General features: G+C 47.6%; 23 protein-coding genes. 12 read left to right on the forward strand and 11 right to left on the reverse strand.

The annotated features are described in order from the left end of the window. Positions 1-18 precede the first annotated feature (18 nt). From HV832_RS02805 to phaC, 5 genes are all read right to left on the reverse strand, one after another. Positions 19-477 carry a hypothetical protein gene (locus HV832_RS02805; protein ID WP_176802002.1) on the reverse strand — a complete coding sequence of 153 codons (459 nt, stop codon included), beginning with the start codon at positions 475-477 and terminating at the stop codon, positions 19-21. After that, complete coding sequence (gene rimO, locus HV832_RS02810; RefSeq protein ID WP_176802003.1) at positions 477-1859, reverse strand: 30S ribosomal protein S12 methylthiotransferase RimO; 1383 nt, start codon at positions 1857-1859, stop codon at positions 477-479. The genes HV832_RS02805 and rimO overlap by 1 nt, the downstream gene beginning before the upstream one ends. A 122-nt stretch (positions 1860-1981) precedes the next feature. After that, entirely contained in the window at positions 1982-2539 is a 558-nt protein-coding gene (gene phaR / locus HV832_RS02815; RefSeq protein WP_176802004.1) for a polyhydroxyalkanoate synthesis repressor PhaR, read from the reverse strand. Positions 2540-2801: 262 nt separating this feature from the next. Next, positions 2802-3542, reverse strand: coding sequence for a 3-ketoacyl-ACP reductase (locus HV832_RS02820; protein WP_176802005.1), 741 nt, complete (start codon positions 3540-3542; stop codon positions 2802-2804). 43 nt (positions 3543-3585) lie between these two features. Next, on the reverse strand, positions 3586-5304 hold the full coding sequence (phaC, locus tag HV832_RS02825) for a class I poly(R)-hydroxyalkanoic acid synthase (RefSeq protein ID WP_176802006.1): 1719 nt from the start codon (positions 5302-5304) through the stop codon (positions 3586-3588). 98 nt (positions 5305-5402) lie between these two features. Here phaC and HV832_RS02830 point away from each other — a divergent pair, with 98 nt between their 5' ends. Next, entirely contained in the window at positions 5403-5645 is a 243-nt protein-coding gene (locus HV832_RS02830) for a hypothetical protein (RefSeq protein WP_176802007.1), read from the forward strand. Here HV832_RS02830 and pgeF read toward each other — a convergent pair. Both pgeF and HV832_RS02840 read right to left on the reverse strand, forming a co-directional pair. Next, positions 5639-6499, reverse strand: a complete 861-nt coding sequence (pgeF, locus tag HV832_RS02835) for a peptidoglycan editing factor PgeF (protein ID WP_223827119.1) — start codon at positions 6497-6499, stop codon at positions 5639-5641. The two genes, HV832_RS02830 and pgeF, sit on opposite strands and share 7 nt — an antisense overlap. After that, complete coding sequence (locus HV832_RS02840; protein ID WP_176802008.1) at positions 6433-7473, reverse strand: RluA family pseudouridine synthase; 1041 nt, start codon at positions 7471-7473, stop codon at positions 6433-6435. Before HV832_RS02840 ends, pgeF begins: the two co-directional genes overlap by 67 nt. Before the next feature lie 43 nt (positions 7474-7516). On the opposite strand from HV832_RS02840, the gene HV832_RS02845 reads away from it, so the two are divergent. Beyond that, positions 7517-8323 (forward strand): outer membrane protein assembly factor BamD, encoded by an 807-nt coding sequence (locus tag HV832_RS02845; RefSeq protein ID WP_176802009.1) that lies wholly within the window; start codon positions 7517-7519, stop codon positions 8321-8323. A gap of 59 nt (positions 8324-8382) precedes the next feature. On the opposite strand, the gene yaaA is transcribed toward HV832_RS02845, so the two are convergent. Further along, positions 8383-9159, reverse strand: a complete 777-nt coding sequence (gene yaaA / locus HV832_RS02850) for a peroxide stress protein YaaA (RefSeq protein ID WP_176802110.1) — start codon at positions 9157-9159, stop codon at positions 8383-8385. 26 nt (positions 9160-9185) lie between these two features. On the opposite strand from yaaA, the gene HV832_RS02855 reads away from it, so the two are divergent. From HV832_RS02855 to HV832_RS02900, 10 genes are all read left to right on the forward strand, one after another. Then, entirely contained in the window at positions 9186-9653 is a 468-nt protein-coding gene (locus HV832_RS02855) for a putative toxin-antitoxin system toxin component, PIN family (protein WP_176802010.1), read from the forward strand. A 277-nt stretch (positions 9654-9930) separates the two neighbouring features. Further along, the gene (locus HV832_RS02860) at positions 9931-10689 is read left to right on the forward strand and encodes a protein phosphatase CheZ (RefSeq protein ID WP_176802011.1); all 759 of its coding nucleotides are present in this window, start codon (positions 9931-9933) and stop codon (positions 10687-10689) included. Beyond that, the gene (locus HV832_RS02865) at positions 10689-12503 is read left to right on the forward strand and encodes a chemotaxis protein CheA (protein ID WP_176802012.1); all 1815 of its coding nucleotides are present in this window, start codon (positions 10689-10691) and stop codon (positions 12501-12503) included. The genes HV832_RS02860 and HV832_RS02865 overlap by 1 nt, the downstream gene beginning before the upstream one ends. Positions 12504-12668: 165 nt before the next feature. After that, complete coding sequence (locus HV832_RS02870; RefSeq protein WP_176802013.1) at positions 12669-14144, forward strand: protein adenylyltransferase SelO; 1476 nt, start codon at positions 12669-12671, stop codon at positions 14142-14144. A gap of 12 nt (positions 14145-14156) precedes the next feature. After that, positions 14157-14555, forward strand: a complete 399-nt coding sequence (gene msrB, locus HV832_RS02875) for a peptide-methionine (R)-S-oxide reductase MsrB (protein WP_176802014.1) — start codon at positions 14157-14159, stop codon at positions 14553-14555. A gap of 8 nt (positions 14556-14563) precedes the next feature. Next, positions 14564-15184: a septation protein A gene (locus HV832_RS02880; RefSeq protein ID WP_176802015.1), complete on the forward strand. Its 621-nt coding sequence runs from the start codon at positions 14564-14566 to the stop codon at positions 15182-15184. Next, on the forward strand, positions 15181-15456 hold the full coding sequence (locus tag HV832_RS02885; RefSeq protein ID WP_176802016.1) for a BolA family protein: 276 nt from the start codon (positions 15181-15183) through the stop codon (positions 15454-15456). Before HV832_RS02880 ends, HV832_RS02885 begins: the two co-directional genes overlap by 4 nt. A gap of 52 nt (positions 15457-15508) precedes the next feature. Next, the gene (locus HV832_RS02890) at positions 15509-16282 is read left to right on the forward strand and encodes a peptidylprolyl isomerase (protein ID WP_176802017.1); all 774 of its coding nucleotides are present in this window, start codon (positions 15509-15511) and stop codon (positions 16280-16282) included. Between the two features lie 243 nt (positions 16283-16525). Further along, positions 16526-18478: an MASE3 domain-containing protein gene (locus HV832_RS02895; protein ID WP_176802018.1), complete on the forward strand. Its 1953-nt coding sequence runs from the start codon at positions 16526-16528 to the stop codon at positions 18476-18478. A gap of 79 nt (positions 18479-18557) precedes the next feature. After that, positions 18558-18878 (forward strand): flagellar basal body rod C-terminal domain-containing protein, encoded by a 321-nt coding sequence (locus HV832_RS02900; protein ID WP_176802019.1) that lies wholly within the window; start codon positions 18558-18560, stop codon positions 18876-18878. 5 nt (positions 18879-18883) lie between these two features. Here the strand turns inward: HV832_RS02900 and HV832_RS02905 are convergent, their stop codons facing one another. The 3 genes from HV832_RS02905 to HV832_RS02915 all read right to left on the reverse strand — a co-directional run bounded on the left by HV832_RS02905 (position 18884) and on the right by HV832_RS02915 (position 20609). Then, positions 18884-19696: a sulfite exporter TauE/SafE family protein gene (locus HV832_RS02905; RefSeq protein ID WP_176802020.1), complete on the reverse strand. Its 813-nt coding sequence runs from the start codon at positions 19694-19696 to the stop codon at positions 18884-18886. 43 nt (positions 19697-19739) lie between these two features. Continuing rightward, on the reverse strand, positions 19740-19919 hold the full coding sequence (locus tag HV832_RS02910; protein WP_223827120.1) for a hypothetical protein: 180 nt from the start codon (positions 19917-19919) through the stop codon (positions 19740-19742). 147 nt (positions 19920-20066) lie between these two features. Then, positions 20067-20609: a FixH family protein gene (locus HV832_RS02915; protein WP_176802022.1), complete on the reverse strand. Its 543-nt coding sequence runs from the start codon at positions 20607-20609 to the stop codon at positions 20067-20069. Positions 20610-20614 lie beyond the last annotated feature (5 nt).

Genomic DNA, 20614 nt, shown 5'->3' on the forward strand with positions numbered 1-20614 from the left:
TGCAGCAGTAAATTCAGGTTATTTTTTCGCCGGCTGCAGCCCAGGCACAGAAATCAGACGCAATTCAAAATGGCGCTGCACACGCTCATCTGCAGAAAGCCAGGCCCCGCGGATAACGCCATCCTGCAGCTCACCATCCCATTGACCCGATACCTCTTTACCGTCATCGGACTCTTCCATATTCAGATGATTACCGCTGACTTCTCCCGCCAGCAAAACTGGCTTACCGGACAAATGCGACGCATTGTGCGGTTGTATCCGGTAATGGCCTTCAACACTGTCCACATCTTCTGTTTTAGGTTGCAAATACATCTGAACCGGGTCGTCACCCAAGTAGCCACGCAACTCCAGCTTATGGGAAAATACCGGATTACCGGAAACAGAAGGTGGCTGCTGCGCTGCAGCTACAGCAGCCAGCAAGAGCAACGCCGAACCTGTCATGCGACGCATGACAGAATGAAACGCAGGTAATCGCATCAGACTGCTTCACCCCATAAGTCATGTGCATCGGCAGCCGTAATCCGGACATCAACGAATTCGCCAACCTTCAGTTTGCGATGCGGCTCAAAAGGTGGCTTGACGTATACCACACCGTCGATTTCAGGGGCATCCGCCGATGTGCGCCCAATTCCGCCGCTGCGGTCGAGCGCGTCAATCAACACACGTAGTGTCTTTCCTACCTTTGCCTGCAGACGCTGTTTGGAAATTTCTTCCTGCAGCTCCATCACGCGGCGACGGCGATCTTCGCGTACTTCGTCCGGCAACTGATTGTCGATTTCATTCGCTGTCGCACCTTCCACCGGGGAGTAAGCGAAACAGCCGAGACGATCAATCTGAGCCTCTTTCAGAAAATCCAGCAGATACTGGAATTCTTCCTCTGTCTCACCGGGGAACCCGGCAATAAACGTAGAGCGGATCGTGATTTCAGGACACATGTCACGCCAGGCCTGAATACGTTCAATATTTTTTTCGCCATTTGCCGGGCGCTTCATACGCTTTAAGACATCAGGATGCGCGTGCTGCAAAGGCACATCCAGATAAGGGAGAACATGGCCATTGTTCATAAATGGAATAATCTGATCGACATGCGGATATGGATAAACATAATGCAGTCGAACCCAGGCGTCATATTGCTTTGCCAGATCGCCGAGTGCCTCGACCAGTTGCGTCATATGAGTTTTAACAGGCTTGCCATTCCAGAAGCCGGTACGGAATTTCACATCCACACCATAGGCGCTGGTATCCTGAGAAATCACCAGCAATTCTTTGACACCGGCCTTGAACAGATTTTCCGCCTCCAGCATCACATCAGCAATCGGGCGGGAAACCAGATCACCGCGCATGGAAGGAATAATGCAGAAACTGCAGCGATGATTGCAACCTTCTGAAATTTTCAGATAGGCGTAATGTTTTGGCGTCAGCTTCACCCCTTGCGCCGGCACCAGATCAATAAAAGGCTCATGTGGCTTCGGCAAATGCCTGTGCACCGCATCCATCACCTCCCCCAGTGCATGTGGACCAGTTACTTCCAGCACTTTAGGGTGAATACGCTGAATCATGTCATTACCATCAGCGTCTTTTTTTGCACCCAGGCAACCGGTCACAATGACCTTGCCATTTTCAGCAAGCGCTTCACCAATAGCATCCAGGGATTCCTGTACCGCCGCATCGATAAAGCCACAAGTATTCACAATCACAAGATCAGCGCCATCATAAGATTTGGCGGTATCGTAACCCTCGGCACGCAACTGGGTAAGGATTTGTTCGGAATCAACCAGCGCCTTCGGGCAGCCTAGAGACACGAACCCCACTTTAGGATTAGACGGAGATTCCTGACGACGGATTTCAGTAATGGACATAGCAAAAACAAAAAGAGGTACAAAAACGAAGCCGTCATTGTACCTCTTTGAGGTAATCACTACTGCATCACAGGATTATTTTCCTGAAAAATCAGGGATTTAAAGCCTGTTGGCGATGTTTTTTATTTTTTATTCACGTCTTCAGGGTTAAACGGGAAGACATTAAAAATATTTTTAGCCTGACTCTGCATCTGCTCCTGCATCTGAACAAACAGGTTTTTACTCTGTTCAATGTAATTTCCCATCATGCCTTGCATCATCGGTCCCTGTACATTCATGAACTGAGTCCACATTTCAGGACTGAACGGTTTGCCTTCATAAATGCCTTTGGAATTTTCTGCCAGTTTGTTCTGAATTTCGATGAATGCCTGGACATTTTTTTCCAGATACGAACCCATCATGCCCTGCATGGCATGTCCGTAGTAACGAATGATCTGCGACAGAACGGCACTGGAAAACATCGGCGAGCCACCGGCCTCTTCTTCCAGAATAATCTGCAGGAGAATACTGCGTGTCAGATCCTCGCCCGTTTTGGCATCGACAACCGCAAAATCGTCATTCTCCAGAACAAATTGCTTCACATCGACCAAGGTGATATAGCTGCTGGTCTGGGTATCATACAAACGACGGTTCGGATATTTTTTAATCAGATGCTGTGTTGTTTTTTTTGCGCTATTCATTGAAATCTCAATTGATAACTTCTGCTTCCCGGTCACGCCATCAGGCACGGCAGGCTGAGTCCCGGCTTATCAAGCAAACCGGCATTCTGACCCGCCTTGCTTGTCCCCTTTTCTGCATTCTTGACGATGCTATATGTGATATGCCCATCAAACTCACCGAGTTGATGGGCATATTCTACCGCACCGCAGTAAAAAAACAGCAATCGGCAAATCGAAAAACCTGGCTTACAACAATTTCCCTGAAAATTCTGGGAACCTGGGGTTACCCCATATGCAAACCACCATTGATCGAAAAGTCAGAACCAGTGGCATAACCACCTTCATCCGATGCAATCCATGCGACGATAGAGGCGATTTCCTCCGGTTCCGCCAGGCGCTTGACCGGGATACCGGCGACGATTTTTTCCAATACATCAGGACGGATCGCCTTGACCATATCGGTGCCGACATATCCTGGCGATACGGTATTGACAGTCACGCCCTTGGTTGCCACCTCCTGAGCCAGTGCCATAGAAAAACCATGAATACCAGCCTTGGCAGTCGAATAATTAGTCTGGCCAAACTGGCCTTTCTGGCCATTCACAGAAGAGATATTGATAATTCGTCCCCAACCACGATCGACCATGCCTTCAATCACCTGTTTCGTGACATTAAACAGCGAGTTCAGGTTGGTATCAATCACAGCATCCCAGTCTGCTTTACTCATTTTGCGGAACTGTCCATCACGAGTAATGCCTGCATTGTTGACCAGCACATCAATATGGCCAAATTCAGCCTTTACTTTATCAAAAGCATTTTTGGTCGATTCCCAGTCAGAAACATTTCCCTCTGATGCATGAATATCCAGACCTTCAGCGCGCATATCGGCCAGCCACTTATCTTTACGGGAAGAATTAGGACCACAACCAGCAATCACGGTGTAGCCTTCCTGACACAAACGCCGGCAAATTGGCGTTCCGATTCCACCCATACCACCTGTTACATACGCAACGCGCTTTGTCATACCTGTTCTCCTGTTTAATAATTAAATCCAAACAAAACCTTTATTAACCTGCCCGTACCTTCACGTAACGTCCTGGCGCAGCCTCAATCGCCGGATATGCCGCACTTCCCGGCTTTACCGGCGCTTTCACCATTTTCCCTGCATGTTTAGCCAGAAACTCTGCCCAGACCGGCCACCAGCTACCGGGGTGTTCAGTCGCATTGGCCAGCCATTCATCTGCTGTTCTGGCAGTTGCCGCATTCACCCAGTAACTTCTCTTTTTCTTGGTCGGAGGATTAACGACTCCAGCAATATGCCCCGAGGCACCCAGCACAAAAATATTCTGATCAACTTGCTTCGGATTCAACAGACGAGTGCTGGCAAATGCTGCCTGCCAGGGAACAATATGATCTTCCCTTGATCCGTAAATAAATGTCGGGGCTTTAATAGCTCCCAGATCCACCGGGTTCCCCGCGACAGTCAGTGCACGCGGCACCTTCAGTTTGTTTTCCAGATAAGTATTGCGCAGGTACCAGCAAAACATCGGGCCAGGTAAGTTAGTGCTGTCGGCATTCCAGTACAGCAGATCAAACGGCGGCGGCACCTCACCTTTGAGGTAATTTGATTGTACATAATTCCAGACCAGATCATTTGCCCGCAAACTGGAAAATGTGCTGGCGAGGTCGCGTCCGGGCAACAAGCCCTGGCGGCCGATAGTCTGCTCACGCATTGCCACGTGCATCTCATCAACAAAAACATCCAATACGCCGGTATCTGAAAAATCGAGCAACGTCGTCAGCAAAGTCAGGCTGGCTGCCGGGAATAGTCCACGGTCAGCAAGAACCGATAACGCAGTGGAGATAATTGTTCCACCAACACAGAAACCGAAAATATTGAACTGGCTTTGTTTGCTGATCTGCGAAACGATTTCGATTGCCCTGATCGCCCCATCCTCAATGTAATCATCCCAGGTAACTTCGGATAATTGTTCATCGGGGTTCGCCCACGACACCAAAAATACGGTATGTCCTTGTTCAACGGCGTAACGCACAACAGAATTTTCCGGCTGCAAATCCAGAATATAAAATTTGTTGATGCAAGGCGGCACCATGAGCAACGGACGCTGATGGACGGTTTTGGTCAGTGGAGTATATTGAATGAGCTGAAACAAACGATTTTCATAAATCACCGTTCCAGAGGTGGTCGCCACGTTCTGGCCAACTTCAAAAGCAGATTCATCGGTCTGGGAGATTCTGCCCTTCTGCATATCCGCCAACATCTGACTGATGCCTTTTGCGAGGCTCTCCCCCTTACTTTCAATCAGACGTGTCTGTGCTTCGGGATTGGTCACCAAAAAATTTGCCGGAGACATGGCATCGATCATCTGCTGCACCGCAAAACCAATTTTTTGCTTGGTCTTTGCAGGCGCTTCAACAGCCTCCGCAATCGCCATCAGAAAACGGGCATTCAGCAAATAACATGCTGCACTATACGAATGCATGGCGTGATTGCGCCAGTCTTCGGATGAGAACCGACGATCACTCAGAACCGGCAGCTTTGACATTGTAAAGTCCTGCCATAACTTTGCGAATTCCTGCGTATATTCGTTTTGTAAGCGCGCCAGTGCGACAGCATCGATCGTTGCTCCCGCTTCCCTGAGTGTATCAATGAGAGGAATGTCGCTTAATGATGTGGCCGGTTTCATCCATTCCTGCCAGGGTGTCTGATTAATCAGCTGTGACATCCATTCGGAGTACATAGCTTGAGGATCAGTTGTCTTCATGCGTGTCTCCTGATTTTCGCGTATTCTTGCGGATATTTTTTGATTTCCAATCGTCCGGTCTGATTTGCGTTAAGGTTTGAACTAATAAAGAAAACAGTATGTATATCGTTGCTATTGCCTGGATATATGTGGTCTTGCTCATGGCCATGACCGAACCTTCATTTATCGCTGGATTTATGACGCTGATCATGTACTGCGTTTTTCCTCTTTCCATTGTTTTATACCTGATGCGGACCTCGCAACGCAAGCAGAAGCGCATTGAAAAACAAGCTGCACCGCAGCAAATTCCATCAACTAACGAACACGCTTCAGAACAAATTAAAACCGGGGAAAATCACTGATCCGGCTCTATCCAGATCATGCTCGCCATTCTTCCCGTCACGCCATCGCGACGATACGAATAAAATTTTTCCGGCTCACTGACTGTGCAGTATTGCCCGCCAAATATTTTCGTCACACCTGCGCCAGCCAGCAACTTCGCTGCCAGCCCATATATATCAGCAAGATATTTGGCTTGACTGGTTGATCTTTTTTCAAAAAAACAGTTTGCCGTATTTTCATTTACCGAAACAAACGCATTGAAAACATCTTGACCTACTTCAAATTGCGCCGGACCAATCGCCGGCCCCATCCATGCCAAAATTTCACCTGCGGCCCCCTGCAGACGCATCTGATCTACAGTATTTTGCAAAATACCTGCAGCCAGTCCACGCCAACCTGCATGCGCAGCAGCCACTACCCGCCCTGCCACATCACTGAATAAAACAGGCAGACAGTCAGCGGTCAGCACAGCGCATACACTACCTGGCTGGCTACTGACAACCGCATCGGCCTCCAGACCAGGAGTCAGATTATTGCTATTGACGGCTATATTGCCATGGACTTGTGATAAGAATATGACATCAGAAGGGAGTAAACGATTTATTTTTTTCCGGTTATATTCCACAGCAACCGGGTCATCAGCCACATGTTCGCCCAAATTCAAACCTCCACCGGTAACCGCGCCATATAACCCTTGACTGATACCTCCGTCACGAAGGGTGGATATCGCCCTGATGCTCGATGGCAAGCCAGACCAGTCTGGAAAAATGAACGGAATATCCTGCTCATACAGCGAATCTGAAACGGTCATGGCAAATGAATGTGAGCGTCTTGCAATAATTGGGAAAAATCTTCTGCCAGCGGCACTTCCCATTCCATCTGCTCACCGCTTGCGGGATGCACTAATCCCAACCGGCGTGCCTGTAACGCCTGGCGCGGGAAAAACCGGGCCAGATGCTGCTTGCCATACAAAGGATCTCCCACCAGAGGAAAACCCAGAGATTGCATATGCACCCTGATCTGATGCGTTCTTCCGGTCTCCAGTTTGCACGCCATCAGGCTGACCGGGAATTTTTCCAGCATACTACTGGCAATCCGTTCGAAATGCGTGATCGCAGGCTTTGCCGTCAAGCTCCTTGATACAGCCATCTTGATCCGGTCACGCGGATGCCTTGCCATCGGCGCATCAATCGTTCCCGATAAATTAGGCGTTCCCCAGACCAGCGCATAGTACTCACGTCTGACGCTTCTCTCCTGCAGCTGGCGCACCAGATCCGTGTGTGCAATCAGTGTTTTCGCGACGACCATCAGACCGGAAGTGTCCTTATCAAGCCGATGGACAATCCCTGCACGCGGAACACCTGAAAGCTCAGGGTAACGATATAACAAACCATTGAGCAATGTTCCGGACCAGTTGCCGGCAGCCGGGTGCACGACCATACCAGGAGGCTTATTGATGATCACAATATCGTGATCTTCATAAACAATATCCAAAGCAATCGGCTCTGACGCATAAGCGCCCTCGTCAGGTGCCGCCTGCGGCTGAATCACAATATGCTCATCGCCCAGCATCGTCATTTTTGCCTTACCCGGTTGCCCGTCAACATGCACATAACCCGACTCGATCCATTGCTGAATGCGGCTACGGGAATATTCGGGAACCAGTGTGGAAATAGACTTGTCCAAACGTTCTCCGCAAAACTGGGAAGTCAGTTTCAGCTCAATACTATCCGACGCCGGGGAACAATCTTCATCGGTTTCAGCATGCTCAGAAAGTAACTCTGGTAAGGTGTCAAGTTCAGAATCTGACAAAATCGCTGTTGTAGTTGGTTTCACATTTTTTGCCATCGGCTATAATCCGTAAATTGTATTCATGCACTCGCACAAATTTATGTACATTAAATCTTTGAAATTGCTGGTCCTGGCTCTGGCCGCGTCGCTCACGTTGAGCGGCTGTGGGGTTTTTGGTGAAAAGGGTGACGAGACCAGAACCTGGTCAGCATCAAAATTATACGCTGAAGCAAAAGACGAAATGTCGAATGGTGCGTACGAAAAAGCGATTCAGTACTTTGAAAAGCTGGAATCCCGCTTCCCTTTCGGAACCTATGCACAGCAAGCGCAAATGGAAACTGCTTACGCCTACTACAAGCAAGGTGATCAGGTTCAGGCGTTGGCAGCAGTCGAGCGCTTCATCAAGCTGCATCCGAATCACAGCAATGTCGACTATATGTACTATCTGCGCGGCCTGATCAATTTTAATGACCAGTTAGGCTTATTAAACTTTCTTGCCAATCAGGATATCACCGAGCGCGATCCCAAAGCCTCGCGGGACTCGTTTGATGCTTTCAAGCAGTTAGTGACGCAATTTCCTGATAGCCAATATACCCCGGATGCACTCTCCCGGATGAAATATCTTGTCAATGCACTTGCGCGATACGATGTGCATGTCGCACGCTACTACGTCCGTCGCGGTGCTTACCTGGCAGCAGCAAACCGAGCTCAGGCTGCGATTACCGAATATCCTGATGCACCTTCAATTGAAGAGGCAATGTTTATCCTCGTCAAATCCTATGACGCCATGGGCATGACTGAACTGCGTGACGATGCGAATCGCGTCTTTCTTAAAAACTTTCCTAACAGCGCTTATCTGAATGAAGGAAAGAAAAATAAATCATTCTGGTGGAAGTTCTGGTCCTAAGTTCCATTCACCATAAAAAACCGGCAAATATCTGCCGGTTTTTTATTTCCGGGACCTCATCATTCCACTTTCCGGCGGAATACCCAGCGTTCCTCAGAGGATTCCTCCATACAAAACGAGTAACCGTCCTCATTGAATGATCTCAAGTCAGTCGGATCCTGAATCGCATGTTCTGCGCAATATCGCGCCATCATTCCTCTCGCCCGTTTCGCAAAAAAAGAAATAATTTTATATTGCCCATTTTTCCAGTCCTGAAAAATCGGTGTAACAACCCTAACCGGAAGCAATTTAGGTTTCACTACCTTAAAATACTCCTCCGAAGCAAGATTAATCAACGTATTGGCATTTACCACCTCAATTTGCCGGTGCAATAAATGCGTGACCTTCTCACCCCAGAATGCATACAGATTTTTACCATTCGGGTTTTTCAGTGTCGTCCCCATTTCCAACCGATAAGGCTGCAATTGATCCATAGGGCGCAAAACACCATACAGGCCGGACAAAATCCGGACATGCTTTTGCAGATAATTTAGTTGAAGATCAGACATCTGCCTAGCAGCAAGACCATCATAGACGTCACCATTAAAAGCAAATACTGCTTGCCTGACAGGAGAACCTCGACGGGGCACCTTTTTCCAAGCCTGGAAACGGGTTGCATTCAATTCCCCAAGTGCAGTCGAAATATCCATCAAATGACTGAGATCCTGTGGAGACAACTTTCCTGCAATTTCCGATAACTGTTCTGCCTCATTAAGAAAATCTGGTACGGTTGAAAATTCAGTAGAAACAGGGCTTTCATAATCCAGACTTTTGGCCGGAGATAATACAATAAGCATCAATTCAATCACCACCACGAAACACAATGGACGCTATCATACCCAAGCGCATCGTTATTGACACCAATGTCTGCCTCGATTTATTCGTTTTTCAGGATCAGCGCTGGAATGTACTACGCGAAGAATTAAATAATCAACAATTACAAGCCGTAACCCGTTCCGACTGTCGCGATGAATGGCTGGCAGTCTTGAAGTATCCGCATTTGCCAGTCACGCCAGATACACTGGCACCAATCTGTCAGCAGTTTGACGACCTGATCGCATGCGTCTCCCCCGTCAGCTTAGACCACATCCGACTGCCAGTCTGCAGCGATAAAGATGATCAGAAATTTCTTGAAATTGCCCGGGACACGCAAGCGGCAACCTTGATCACTAAAGACAAGGCATTATTAAAACTGGCCAGAAAAATGCGCAACGCAGGCATGTTTTCCATAGAAACGCCCGAACAATTTTTGACAAATTACACGCTTTCCAAGAACCAAACAAATACTTAAACTGTCTTGAAACCAGCAAAAAATTAACAAATTTAATGGCCGTCAGCTATTCTTGGACAAACTACTGCTACTATGTAACAAAAATCTGGCCGACAGCTGCTCAGCCAATCTTTTCGCAAGTATCAGGCATATGCAAAACTTAATACGCTCTTTTTTTTACAAAACCAATTGAAGCGCTAAAGGTAAACGCAGATCCTTTATCCAAAATTAACGACAGACCATGATATTTGTGGAAAAATTGCATGAAAGTCACAGTGATTATGGAGAATAAAAAATTATGACCGACTCAGAAGATGATCTGGAAGCATTGTTTGACGAAATGGCTAATCAGCGCCAGGAAGGTAATGCCCCTCCTCCTGCCGTAACTGAGCCTGCTGTGGTACCGAGCAATAACGTACTGACAACAGAGCAACCTGCGAAATTAAATTTTCATAATACTGACGTCGACTCTACCAAACCCATATTTGACCGTTTAGGCAATGTGGTGCGCATGTTGCATGACTCCATGCGACAGTTGGGATATGACCGTTCTTTGTCTGATGTTGCAATCCAAGTCGCCGATGCACAGGACAGACTCGAATATGTCGCCACACTTACAGAACAGGCTGCAAATAAAGTTTTAAATGCCACTGATCTCGGTATGCCAGAACAGGATGAACTGGCAAAGAAAGCCCGGAATATGGACGAACGCTGGGATAATCTGTTCGCCGGAAAACTCAGCATCGAAGAATTTAAAGTGCTGGCAGCGGATTCGAAGACTTTTGCACATACGGTCTTGGCCGCAACAGATGCAGAAAAAGCCCGTCTGCTTGATATTATGATGGCACAAGACTTCCAGGATCTTACCGGTCAGCTGATCAAAAAAGTAGTTGCCATTAACAAAGCTGTCGAACGTGAACTCGCGCAGATCCTGCTCGATAATGCCCCTTCAGATCTGAAAGAAAAAGCAGTTGAACTCATGGAAGGCCCATCGGTTCCTAATGCCGCACTGGAACAGGATGATGTCGATAATCTCCTTGACAGCCTGGGTTTCTAATGGATGACATGCTCAAAGAATTTGTCGTCGAAGCGCTCGATCTGGCGACTAATGTAGAGGAACATCTGCTTTCTCTCGAACGCAATCCGCAGGACATGAATACTCTGAATGCGGTATTCCGGTCATTTCACACGATCAAAGGTGGCGCAGGCTTTATGAACCTGACTGCCATGGTGTCCGCCTGTCACCTGACAGAAAATTTATTCGACGCGCTCCGAACCGGGCAAGTTCCCGTGACACCCGAAGCAATCGAAGCAGCGCTGGAAGCGAGTGGTTTTGTCGCAGATCAGCTCACAGCACTCAATAATGGCACCCCTCCTGAGCAACTCTCGACGATGCCGAAAGCATTGGAAACCATGCTGACGGATGCCATTGAAAGTAAAGGCGGCACTACGCCTAAAGCTCCAGTCCCTCAAGTGAAGGCAGTCACTCCGGTATCTGCGAGCGAAAGCATCGCACCGGCTACACCGCAAGATAGCCTCGATTGGGAAGCCTATTTCAGAGCAGTCACACCGGAAGGTACTTTGCCGGAAGTAGCGGGAGCGACGATACAGATATCTGCAACAAAAGAAGAAAGCGATGCCGTCAAGTCTTCACTGCTGAATGCCGATATTAAACAAAATGCGCCGGTCAAAGAAGAAAGTATCCGGATTGATGCGGTCAAGCTGAATGCCTTGCTGGAAGTGGCTGGAGAATCTGTACAGGCGGCCAATCAGGCTGCGGTCCTGCTGGAAAAACTATCCCAATTCAAATTTGATGGTCAGGCTGCACCGTTGATGTCTGCATTGACCGAAACACTGACCCGGGCCTCACGCTACTCGACAGAATTGCAGCGCGCCACACTGGCAACACGCATGCAACCAGTCGGACGGCTGTTTCAGAAATTTCCACGCCTGGTGCGGGAACTGGCGCGGGATTTAGGAAAAGAAGTAGACCTGAATATTTCAGGAGCCGAAACAGAAGTTGACCGTGTCGTCGTTGACAGTCTGTATGACCCATTGGTGCATATGCTGCGCAATGCATTGGATCATGGTATTGAAACTGGTGAGGAACGCCTGCAGAAAAACAAATCGCAACGTGCAGCCATTTCTCTGAAAGCCTGGCAGGAAGCCAGCAGCGTGATGATTGAAGTCTCAGACGATGGCAAAGGAATGGATGCCCAGCGATTGAGAGAGAAAGCCATTTCTAAAGGACTTATCAATTCTCACGATGCCCGTACGGATGACGAGGCGTTTCAGCTTGTTTTCCTTCCCGGGTTCTCAACCAAAGAAGTTGCCTCCAGCGTCTCCGGGCGCGGTGTCGGCATGGACGTGGTTAAAACTGCGGTTGAACGCCATCGTGGTGCGATTCGTATCGCATCAGAGCTGGGCAAAGGCACGACCTTTCTGATCCGGTTGCCAATCGAACTTTCCATTGTTCCAACCATGCTGGTCAGGACGGACGGTGCCTCACTCGCCCTTCCCATGGCCACGGTACAGCGGGTTGTGGAATTACCGGAAGCGTTTGAAAGTGTCGGTGGGCAGCCGGTTCTGCGAGACTTGGGACGGCCGTTACCGGTCAGATCACTGGGGAAGATTCTGGGCTACACCCCATCATCGGAACGGGTCGGGATTGTGATTGCAGCCCCCAGCCCTTATATCTTATCGGTCGACTCGGTTGACGGTACCGCCGATCTCGTCATCAAACCATTAACCTGTATCACAACACCTGGTATTACCGGCACCGCACGCTCTGCGGAAGGCGAGCTGGTACTGGTCATCAGCTTGTCTTTCCTGATTGATGGCTGCAAGGTGCGGGACCGGCTGACTGCATAACGCCGCCCGCAGCAACAACTTAAAGGCTCTCCATCAGCGAGAGCCTTTTTTTATTGCTCATCGCATTTGCTTTAAAAAAGCACTTAAAACAGAATTCGCAATAGTCTGTCAGAATAGGCATGAAATTATCATCCTGTTCAACTCATAAGTCAGCCTCATACCGCAATGCAGCCCTCCGGATTACATCAGGTTTTACTGCCCAGCCAGTTCTCTTCATTACCTGCGAGTTTTTTTACTAAACTGCAGCCAACGCCATTGCCAGCACCTTATCTGGTAGCAGTCAGCGATCAGGCGGCAGCAGAATTTCGATTTTCTCCTGAACAATTTCAAGAACAGGAATTCATTCATGCCTTCAGCGGCAGTCAGCACAACAGTCATCCGGAACCACTGGCTGCCGTGTATTCTGGCCACCAGTTTGGCGTATGGGCAGGACAGCTCGGCGATGGTCGCGCCATTTTGTTAGGAGATGCCATTCCCAAGAGCGGTGTCCGGCATGAAGTGCAGTTAAAAGGAGCCGGCCCCACCCCCTACTCCCGCGCTGGCGACGGCCGGGCTGTGCTGCGTTCCTCAATCCGCGAATTTTTGTGCTCAGAAGCCATGCATGCATTGGGAATTCCGACGTCCAGAGCTTTATCCATCATGGGGTCGGATCACTATGTGATGCGGGAAACCCCTGAAACCAGCGCAGTGGTTACCCGCCTCTCACCCAGTTTTATCCGCTTTGGTTCGTTTGAGCACTGGTATTACAACAACCGGCCAGACGAATTAAAAGTCCTCGCTGATTTCGTTATCACACATTATTTTCCACAATGCCAGCAGGAAGATAATCCTTATCAGGCTTTGCTGGCCTGCATCGCCCGGCGTACTGCCGCGCTGATCGCACAATGGCAAGCTGTCGGATTCATGCATGGCGTGATGAATACCGATAATATGTCCATATTAGGTCTGACGCTTGATTATGGCCCTTTCGGTTTTATGGAGGCTTACGATGAACGGCATATCTGCAATCACACCGATCAGCAAGGTCGTTATGCCTATCATATGCAACCAAGGATAGGCCATTGGAACACACATGCTCTGGCACAGGCCATGCTGCCGTTGATTGGCAGTATCGAAGAAACGCAACAGGTGCTGGATGTTTACCCGGCAGAATTTGAAAACCACAGGCAGAATCTATTTCGTCAGAAACTGGGACTGCGGCACACAAACCCGGACAATACCGTATTACTTGATCGTTTTTTTGATTTAATGCAACAAAATCATGCCGATTTCACCCTGACATTCCGCTCACTCAGTCATATTAGAAATGAGAGCAGCCAAGAAGATGAGCGACTGCTGGATCTGTTTATTGACCGTGAAGGCCTGCATCAATGGCTGATTTCATATCGGGAGCACCTCTTAATGGAAAAGAGTCAGAATGAAGAGCGTCAGTTTCTGATGAAAACAATCAATCCCAAGTATATTTTGCGAAACTATTTAGCTCAGATCGCTATCAAAAAAGCGCAGCAAAAAGATTTCAGCGAAATCAAGAAACTGAATATGATTCTGAATAATCCGTACCATGAACAACCTGAGCATGATCAGTATGCTGCTCTGCCACCTGATTGGGCCGGGCATCTCGAAGTCAGTTGCTCATCTTAAGTGAGATTCCAGATGAAAAAGATCACTAAATCCGATGCCGAATGGCGCCAGCAACTCGATCCAGTTCAGTACCAGGTCACCCGTCACGCGGGGACAGAGCGCGCTTTTACCGGAAAATTCTGGGATCACCACGAAACCGGGATATACACTTGCGTCTGCTGCAATACCCCGTTATTTGCCTCAGACGCAAAATTTGACTCAGGATGCGGCTGGCCAAGCTATTTTCGCGCCTTAAACCCCGCCAACGTTCTGGAACGGATTGATACATCTCATGGCATGACGCGCACAGAAATTTTGTGTAACATCTGCGACGCCCATTTGGGACACGTCTTCCCGGATGGCCCTCCACCGACAGGTCTGCGCTATTGCATTAATTCCGCATCACTGAAGTTTGAACCCTTATCAGCATAAGATTGTTAATGAAATTTTTATTTGATGTTTTCCCCGTCATCTTATTTTTTGTGACGTTCAAATGGGGGGAAAGCTACCCTCAGGCAGCGCAAAGCTATACAGCAGAATATCTGTCATCATTCATTTCGGGCGGAATCAGCTCTGCTGACATAGCCCCCATCCTACTGGCTACCGCTGTCACACTGTCAGCATCCGTTGTCCAGATTAGTTCACTTTTAATCAGGCGAAAAAAGATCGATGCAATGCTCTGGATATCGTTCATTATCATCATGGTGTTTGGCGGGGCCACCATTTATTTTCACAGCGAAACTTTCATCAAATGGAAGCCCACCGTACTCTACTGGTGTTACGCCGGTGCGTTTATCCTGTCGCAGTTTATTTTCAAAAAAAACCTGATTCAGACCGCAATGGGATCACAAATCACACTACCGGATATCATCTGGGCACGCCTTAGCCTGACCTGGATCGCTTTTTTTGTAACGATGGGGCTGGTGAATCTGTTTGTTGCCTTTCAATTCTCAACGTCAGTATGGGCAAATTTCAAGCTGATCTCAATGATTGGGATCATGCCGGCATTCGTCATTGTACAAAGTCTGTTTTTATCAAAATACATCGAGGAAACGGAATGATGTCTCGTTTCGAAAAATTACAGCACAGGCTGCAGGAAGGCTTGCAGCCCATTGAATGTTACTTGCAGGATGACTCTGCAGCTCATGCAGGCCATGCTGGCGCCGCTTCAGGAGGTAGTCATTACAGTGTAAAAATAATTTGTCAACAATTTGAAGGTCTAAACCGTATTTCCAGGCATCGACTGGTGTATGATGCCGTTGGCGATATGATGCATACGGAGGTTCACGCATTGGCAATCACTGCGCTGGCACCGTCAGAGATACCGACCTAAGCAGTTTATTTATATAATCCGTTTTAATTATTTTGTTATTTAGGAACAGACAATGACTTTTAAACCTGCTCATTTGCTGGTAGTACTTCTTGCAACAGCTCTGCCAGCAATGGCTCAAAATCTCGCCGTAGTCAATGGCAAAGCGATTCCTTCCGCACGTGTTGATGCCATGGTCAAACAACTGGCTACGCAAGGTCAACAGGATACTCCGCAGTTGCGCGCTATGGTCAAGCAAGAACTGATCAACCGTGAAGTGCTGATGCAAGAAGCGGAAAAATCCGGCGTTGCATCCAATCCGGAAGTGAAAAACCAGCTTGAAATTGCACGTCAGTCTTTGCTGATTCGTGCCCTGATGATCGATTACGTCAAGAAAAACCCTGTTTCTGATGCAGAAGTTCAGGCGGAATATGACAAGGCAAAAGCTCAGGCCGGTGACAAGGAATACCACGCCTACCATATCCTGGTAGAAAAAGAAGATGATGCGAAAGCGATCATCTCCAAACTGAAAGCCGGCGCCAAGTTTGAAGAGCTGGCAAAGCAATCCAAAGACACAGGCTCCGCATCCAAAGGTGGTGATCTGGATTGGGCAACACCAGCAACATTTGTTCCTCCATTCTCACAAGCAATGGTTGCCCTGCAAAAAGGGCAATTCACTGAAACTCCAGTCAAAACTGAGTTTGGCTATCACGTCATCAAACTTGACGATATCCGTGCTGCCAAATTCCCTGCACTGGAAGAAGTGAAACCACAAATCATCGATGGATTGCAACAACAAAAAGTCCAGGCTTACCAGCAAGCCTTGGTCAAGAAGGCAAAAATTCAATAACTCTGGATTACTGTCAAAAAAGGGACGCTGTAGCGTCCCTTTTTTTTGGGGGGGGGTAAGCTGTCAGCCAGACAAAAAAACATACTGCATTCAATCAGCCGACGTATACTATCAAGTAAATCATCAGGTTATTGCCTGTTATTTATGCATGCACATTCCCATTCACACTTTGACTTCCGCAAATTTTCAAAGATATCCTGTCTTTATAATACTGCCCAACGCTATCGTACGTAAGCCACGCCTATGTCACCTCCGATACCACCAGCATCTGCCAGGCTGAACAACACTCGCTGGCTTGCATACGTCCTGCTATTGGTTTCCGGCGTTATCTGGTTGAATCAGGACTGGTTATCAGCATTCCGGATTCCGGAGCCACTGCCGGTTCATACACTGCTTGAGACGGTGACGATCATTATTTTTGCATCCGTGTTTATCGTTTGCTGGAATGCGTTTGGAGAAATCAGGAAAAAAAGCAGCGTCATTCTCGCAGTCGCCTTTCTATGCACGGCGATTCTCGGTTTTCTGCATGCCATTACTTTTCAAGGTATGCCCGGCTTTTCTTCTCCTGAGGATATGCACAAGTCATTAAGCTTCTGGTTGGTATCCCGCTCCATTATCGCAACCACACTTCTGGGCCTGGCACTTGATCCCGAAGACTCCCCGATTACACAACTACAATCCTATGGTGTTTTACTGGCAGGATTATTGGCAACCTGCGCATGGGGTATTCTGATTTTCATTTTCCCAGACTGGATACCATTAACTTTTCTTCCCGGAAAAGGACAAACCGTTTTTAAGCTGGGTTGTGAACTTGGCTTAATCGCCATCAACACTCTGACCGCCCTGCTGTTCTATCGGCACTCGCTGCGCTTTCAGTCAGACAAATCTGCTGAACATCTGCACATAGAACGTACCCCTCTGTTTTTGGCCAGTTCGATGATGGCCATGTCTGAAGTCTATTTCTCTATCTATGCAGAAACCAGTGATGTCAATGTTGTCATCGGACATGCATTCCAGCTTTTTTCTGCAATTGCGATCTATCGCAGTATGGTTGCCGTCAATATCCATACACCCTACGCACATCTTGCCGCGACTAGTGTAAATCTGGCGCAATCTGCTGAAGAATTGAAACTCGAGCGCCAACGTCTGAGCAGGATGATTGATACGGCAATTGATGGGATTATCACGGTAGATGACCATCAGAACATCATCTTGGCAAATCCAGCCGCAGCATTGATCTTTGGCTATGAACTCGACGATCTGATCGGAAGGTCTTTAAATATTCTGATTCCCGACCGCCACCGCCATGCTCACCGTAAACATGTTCATCAATTCGGAGAAACCGGAATCACCCGACGTAAGATGGGAACGCATTTTGAAGATTTCTACGTTACGGGTTGCCGTGCTTCCGGAGAAGAATTTCCGATAGAAGCTTCCATTGCACATCAATTTGAAAACGGGCACCGTTTTTATACCGTTATTTTCCGCGACATTACAGACCGGAAGGTCGCCAAAGAAAAAATGGCGAAATACCATGAGCAACTCAGCCAGCTGTCTGCAACACTTCAATCAATCAGGGAAGAAGAAAGAAAGCATATTGCCCGCGAATTGCATGACGATCTTGGCCAGCTGCTTGCGGCTCTGCGTATGGACTTATCGTTACTCCAGCGTGACGCCATGTTTGCAGACAAGAACAAACAAACCATCCACAGTATGGATCAATTAATACTGACCGCAATTACGACACTGCGACGTATCGCCACTGATCTGCGCCCCCGGGCACTGGATGAGGGAGGATTATTTTTTGCGCTTCAGACTTTACAAAAAGATTTTTCCCAGCGGCACAAAATTGATTGCGAACTGATCGCCGATGAAACACAACTCATTCTCGATGATGTGAGAAGCACCGCCATTTATCGTATCGTACAAGAATCACTGACAAATGTTGCACGCCACGCCGACGCCAGTTATGTACAAATTGAGTTTCAACGTAATAATGAACAACTGCGCTTTACGATTGCCGATAATGGAAAAGGTATTGATGAGCAGGACATGAGCAAATCCCAGTCTTTTGGATTGGTTGGAATGCGGGAAAGAATTAAGGCAATGAATGGCGAATTCTGCGTATCCAGCCCTGCTGGCGAAGGAACGGTAATAGAAATTCAACTTCCTTTGCAAGCAAAACAATCTGCGTAAAATTTAGGCAAATCACCTCATTTTAGGTATACACTCTTGCTTTGAGGGAATTAAGTTATTTTGGATTATGAGGTGATCTATGTTGATTTCAGCTTTAAATAGCGGTCTGTCTGGTATGCGTGCTAATGAAACTGCACTGGATAGCAGTGCTCATAATGTTGCCAATGCCAACACCCAAGGATTCAATCCTCAGCAAGTCAGCTTTCAAGAAAATGCAAATGGTGGCGTTATCGTCAATCTCAGCCGAAGGTCAGCTATCACTCAACAAGATAATAGCGGCACTGATCTGACGAATGAAGTTGTGCAATCGATTCAATATAAAGCTGGTTTCGACGTCAATGCGAAGATGGTCAAAACTGCAGATGAAATGTTGGGAACCCTGATCAATACCAAAGTCTGACTTTCTCAGCCTCCTGGTAGTACGCACAAAAACCCCGGCATCTTTTCCATATCAAGATACCACAAACCAGTCAGCCCAATCACAACCAATATGGCGGCCCCCATGTATCTAATCAGATGCGGTAGTTGTGTCTGCCTTGCCAGACGATAGATACCTTGACTGAATAACAGATGTGGCAATGCGCTTAACCCAAAGAGCAACATCAGCAAGGCACCAGATAATGGATCGCCGGACAACAGGGCAAAAGGTGCCACGCTGTATAGTAGTCCGCACGGTAAACCACCCCATGCCAGCCCTGTCAGATAAGGATGTCGCAGACCCGCTCTGAAAGGCTCCAGAAAAGAGAAAGCAGTTTGTTGCAAACTCAGAAAAAAAGAATATCTTCCGCTGAAAGGCATACGGAGTCCGAATATACGCAGCCCCAGTAAAATCAATGCGATGTTACCAAGCACAAATAATATCTGATGCAACAATGCAGAGGGCTTAAATACAATACCAGCACTACCCAGCCCACCAAATATCGCTCCCACTATCATGTAAGTTGAAATACGCCCCGCATGCAATCTGACTTGATGCTGTAAATATTCACTGCCCGGATTGAATATTTTTTCCTGCTTGCTACCAGCAGATACATCGGTATGCAGAGGAATGGTTTTATATTTTGATGACGCCTGCTTCGATAAAATGGAAGATATTCCACCGCACATTCCCACACAGTGAATACCTCCGGCGAGCCCCGCCGTGATTGCAGCAAATGCTAATGGAAATGTCAGCATGAAGATAGTCTGACCGTTAAAACCAGATAAAACATTATTCAACGATCAGGGATTCAGAGAAAACAAAATGACTGAAAAACTGGATTTAATGCGCTTTTTGTACCAACAATGCGGTCAGTCCACTAGATAAAATCCCCAACAGCCAAAAGGCAAAAAAACCAATTGTATACGCACCGGTTATATGCACCTGCAAACGTTGATCGAGAACGATCAACTCCATCGGATCGACAAGACTGAAAAACAATCCTGTGGCTGCACAGGCCATGAGAAACGCCGGCCACAATACTATCATCAGCATTGATCGCAAATTCGGTTTCTGATATGTTGAACTCTGCTGTTCCAATCTTGCCCCCCCTTTATAATCTATCCGATTACTGGTCACAATTCACTGGGTAAAACTCAGAACGGCGTACTACTGAATTGCTGTCAGCTGCGCCACCTTTTGTTCCGGCTCAAACCAGTCGCCAGTTAATCTCCAGTCTGTTGTCTCCAACTTGATATGAAACAATTTAACAGAACTGGAAAAAATACTCGATATTATTCTCAGATCGCCTTCATACTGTCCGGGAGCGATTTGTTTTAATGGTAAACGCCGGATAATCTCATCTACAGTCGCAGCGCCTTTGGCTGCATTTGCCAGACTCATTTGAATACTATCCGGTAAAACACCACTTCCTTCCAGATGGACAAGCACCTTATTGCGCGACGCATCCAGGCTGACCTGCGCAGAAAGATGCTGTGCCCGCGCCTTGGCGTCACGCTGTATATCTTTATTAATCATCAGACCTTGTTTGTAATAGTCTTCAGTAATCACTTTATCTGCGCCGGTTAAGGCGATGATTCCGGTAAAGATACTTGCACAAACTACTGTTAAAGGGCCTCCGACAACCAGGATCAACCAGGGTTCTTTATACCATTTGTCCGCTTTTTTAGGAGTCAGTATTGCATTCATCATATTTC

Origin of the sequence: Cognatundibacterium oligocarboniphilum (assembly GCF_013377855.1) — a bacterium.
Lineage (GTDB): Bacteria > Pseudomonadota > Gammaproteobacteria > Burkholderiales > Burkholderiaceae_D > Undibacterium > Undibacterium oligocarboniphilum.